This is a genomic window from Fundidesulfovibrio agrisoli (assembly GCF_022808715.1).
Taxonomy (GTDB): domain Bacteria; phylum Desulfobacterota; class Desulfovibrionia; order Desulfovibrionales; family Desulfovibrionaceae; genus Fundidesulfovibrio; species Fundidesulfovibrio agrisoli.
Genome location: NZ_JAKZKX010000048.1, coordinates 1 through 3,619, shown reverse-complemented (window position 1 = coordinate 3,619; position 3,619 = coordinate 1). Strand labels below are relative to the sequence as shown.

The window sequence follows — 3,619 nt, the reverse complement described above, 5'->3', positions numbered from 1 at the left end:
GGCGTCCGGGGCGAGGCCCAGTCGGGCGACGTCGCCCTGATCGACCCTTCCTCCGGCAATTACCAGTTCCAGTTCTACACCCGGGAGCAGCTTGAGGCGGCTTGGTCCGGCCAGGCGATGATGATCAAGAAGACGTTCGCCGTCACCGACGAGCGGCAGCCCTTCGGCCTGGGCTGGTTCGTGCCGGAGATGTTCAAACAGAAGAAAATCTTCCGCGACATCGCCCTGGCCACCATGACGGCGAACGTGCTGACGCTGGGTTTTCCCATCTACATGCAGCTCGTTCTGGACAGGGTCCTGCAGCATCAGAGCGTCTCGACGCTCATGGTGCTTTCCATAGGTCTGCTGGGTATCTTCATCCTCGATGCGGTGCTCTCGTACCTGAAGCGTTACATGCTGCTCTTCGCCACCAACAAGATGGACCTCAACCTGGCGCGCGTCATCTACGGACACGTGCTGCGCCTGCCCATCGACTTCTTCGACAACACCCCCGCCGGCATCCTGCTCAAGCACATCGGCGAAAAGGACAAGATACGCCAGTTCATGACCGGGCGGCTGTTCCTGACCATCCTGGACGCCACCATCCTTATCATACTCATTCCGCTGCTCTTCTTTTACAGCACCGCGCTGACGTGCATCGTGCTGGGCATGTCGGTGGTGGTGGCGATCATCACCGGCTTCGCCATGGGCGCTTTCCGCAAACGCCTGCGCTTCCACTACGAGGCCGAGGCACGGCGCAACTCCCATCTGGTGGAGTCGATCAGAGGCATCCACACGGTGAAGTCCCTGGCGCTGGAGCCCCATCAGTTTCGCACCTGGGAGAATCTGAGCTCCCGCTCAGTCTCCACCGCCTTCCATGTGGAGAAGCTTTCCGCCGTTGTGAGCACGAGCTCCTCCTTCATCCAGAACCTCACCTCGCTGCTGGTGGTCTGGGTGGGAGCGACCCTTGCCTTCGACAACCAACTCTCCATGGGCGCCATCGTGGCCTTCCAGATCCTCTCCAGCAAGGTCACTCAGCCGCTTGTCTCCATCGTGTCCATCCTGCACGAATACCAGGAGATCGGCCTCTCGGTCTCCATGCTGGGCGAGATCATGAACCGCCCGGAGGAGCGCCCCCTTACCGCACGTGGTTTGGTTGGGCCCATCTCCGGCTCCATCGGCGTCGAGCGCGTGACCTTCCGCTACGCCCCGGGCTCGCCCCCGGCCCTGATGGACCTCTCGCTCAATTTCCCGGCCGGCTCCATCATCGGCATCGTGGGCCGCTCGGGTTCGGGCAAATCCACCCTGACCAGGCTCATCCAGGGGCTTTATCCCCTGCAGGAAGGCCGGGTGACGGTGGACGGCCTGGACCTGCGCGACATCGACTTGGCCCACCTGCGCCGATCCATCGGCGTGGTCCTGCAGGAGAACTTCCTGTTCCATGGCACCGTGCGCGACAACATAAGCGCCACCAAACCCTCGGCCACCTTCGAGGAGGTGGTCATGGCCGCGCGCCTGGCCGGCGCGGACGAATTCATCCAGCGGTTGCCCCAGGGCTACGACAGCCCCATCGTGGAGGGCGGCGCAAACCTATCGGGCGGTCAGCGCCAGCGTCTGGCCATCGCCCGGGCGCTCATCATGGAGCCGCCGATCCTCATCCTGGACGAGGCCACCAGCGCCCTGGACGCCGAATCCGAATCCATCATCCAGGCCAACCTGGCGGGCATCGCCAAGGGCCGCACGCTCATCATCGTCAGCCACAGGCTGTCCATGCTGGCCTCGGCGCACTCCATCGTCGTGCTTGACAGGGGCCTGCTGGTCGGCAACGCGCCGCATCACGACCTGCTGCGCACCTGCCCTATCTACGCAGATCTCTGGCACAAGCAGAACCGTCACATGGAGCCTGGCGCGCTGACCGGCGGCGGCTGGCAGGCACAAGGATAACGCGATGTTTTTGCCCAAGAAAAAAGACGACTCGTCCCTGCCCTCGATCCACCCGGACATGGTGGAGTTCCAGCCGGACGCATCCGAGATAGCCAACACCCCCCTGCCTAGGACGGCGCGGCTCACGCTCTACACCATCATGCTCCTGTTGGTCTTCCTGCTGACATGGTCCGTCGTGTCTGACGTGGACATCCAGGTCACCGGGTCGGGGCGCATCGTCTCCTCCGGGAAGGATATCGTGATCTCGCCGCTCTCCGACACGGTGATACGCTCCATCGACGTCAAGGTGGGCCAGGTGGTTGCCGAGGGCCAGACCCTGGTGCGCCTGGACAACACCTTCTCCACGGCCACCGATACCCAGAACCGTTTCCGCCTCATGCGCACCAAGGCGGACATCGCCCGCCTGGAGTGCGAGCTGAACGGCAAGCCCTATGTGCCGCCGCAGGGCACCACCCAGGAGGAAACCTCCGAGCAGCTCAAGATTCTGGCCGGCCGCCGTGACGAGTTCAGCGCCAAGATGAAGGCCATTCAGGGCAAGACCGCCGAGACCGAGAGCGACATCGCCTCCTTGGAGAAGATGGTCTCCATCACCAAGAAGCAGGTGGATGTGGGCCAGGAAGTGATGAACATGCGCAGCGAGGTCTACCGCCAGGGCGTGGACTCCCGCCTCTCCTTCCTGGACGCCCAGAACCAGCTGGCCAACATCACCGCCCAGCACGAGAAGGCCAAGGGCGAGCTCGCGGCCAAGCGTCATATGCTCCAGCAGCTCAAGGCCGAGAAAGACGCCTACGTCAGCAACTGGCGCAACGAGGTCAGCAACAAGCTGGCCATGGCACGGCAGGACCTTAGCACCGTCACCGAGGAGGTCTCCAAGTCTTCCCGTATGAGCGAGCTCTCCACCCTCACCGCCCCGGTGACCGCAGTGGTCCTCGATATCGTCAAATACCCCAGCGAGAGCGTGGTCAAGGCGGGCGAACCGGTGTTATCCCTGGTTCCGCTCAACGTGCCCCTTGAGGTCGAGGCTCTCATCCAGCCCAAGGACATCGGCTTCCTGCGCGTGGGGGATCCCTGCGTCATCAAGCTGGAGGCCTTCCCCTACCACCGCCACGGGTTGCTCAGAGGCAAGGTGCGCGTGGTGGGCGAGGACCAGCTCACCAAGGACACCCCCACCGGCAGGGTGGGTGTCTACCCGGCGCGTGTCGAGATTACTGACATGAGCGAGATCAGGAACGTGCCGGACGATTTTAGGCTGGTTCCGGGCATGAGCCTGGAAGTCGGCATCAAGGTGGGTTCGCGCAAGGTCATCACTTACCTGATGTACCCCATCATGCGCGCTTTGGACGATTCCATCAGGGAACGCTAATTTCAGGCTTCAAGGAGCAGATATGGTCACCAGCAATATGTTTTTCGCCAACAAGGGGACGGCCGCGAGCCGAGGTACGGAGTCTGTCGCCACTCCCGAGCTGACCCTCGTCCCCCTTGAGCCTGGCCGGCATGTGATCGCCTTCACCGGCATCGACGTCCCCCAGAAAGACCTGGGCGGCTTGAGCATCCCCTGCCTGCAGCTCAGTATTTTGCCCCTCATGGGCTCCGGCTCGGTGGCTTTCGAATCCGGCGAAGTGGCCTGGCTGACCTCCCCAGGGCAGGAAGTGGCCGTCACCGTGGGCGAGCGCGGCGCCATCGTGCAGTTTTTGAC

At 63.1% G+C, this 3,619-nt stretch carries 3 protein-coding genes; all 3 read left to right on the top strand.

What is annotated here, in order from left to right; translation table 11 throughout:
• Nucleotides 1–1,923, top strand: a 1,923-nt coding sequence (locus tag MLE27_RS17795; RefSeq protein WP_243313976.1) for a peptidase domain-containing ABC transporter, incomplete at its 5' end; no start/stop codon positions are given.
• A 4-nt stretch (nt 1,924–1,927) separates the two neighbouring features.
• The gene (locus MLE27_RS17790; protein ID WP_243313974.1) at nt 1,928–3,286 is read left to right on the top strand and encodes an HlyD family type I secretion periplasmic adaptor subunit; all 1,359 of its coding nucleotides are present in this window, start codon (nt 1,928–1,930) and stop codon (nt 3,284–3,286) included.
• A gap of 22 nt (nt 3,287–3,308) precedes the next feature.
• Nucleotides 3,309–3,619 (top strand): hypothetical protein (locus MLE27_RS17785; RefSeq protein WP_243313973.1); only part of this gene is annotated, 311 nt, incomplete at its 3' end.

Coding starts and splice junctions, on each gene's coding strand:
- MLE27_RS17790 (WP_243313974.1), top strand. CDS start 1,928: ATGTTTTTGCCCAAGAAAAAAGACGACTCGTCCCTGCCCTCGATCCAC.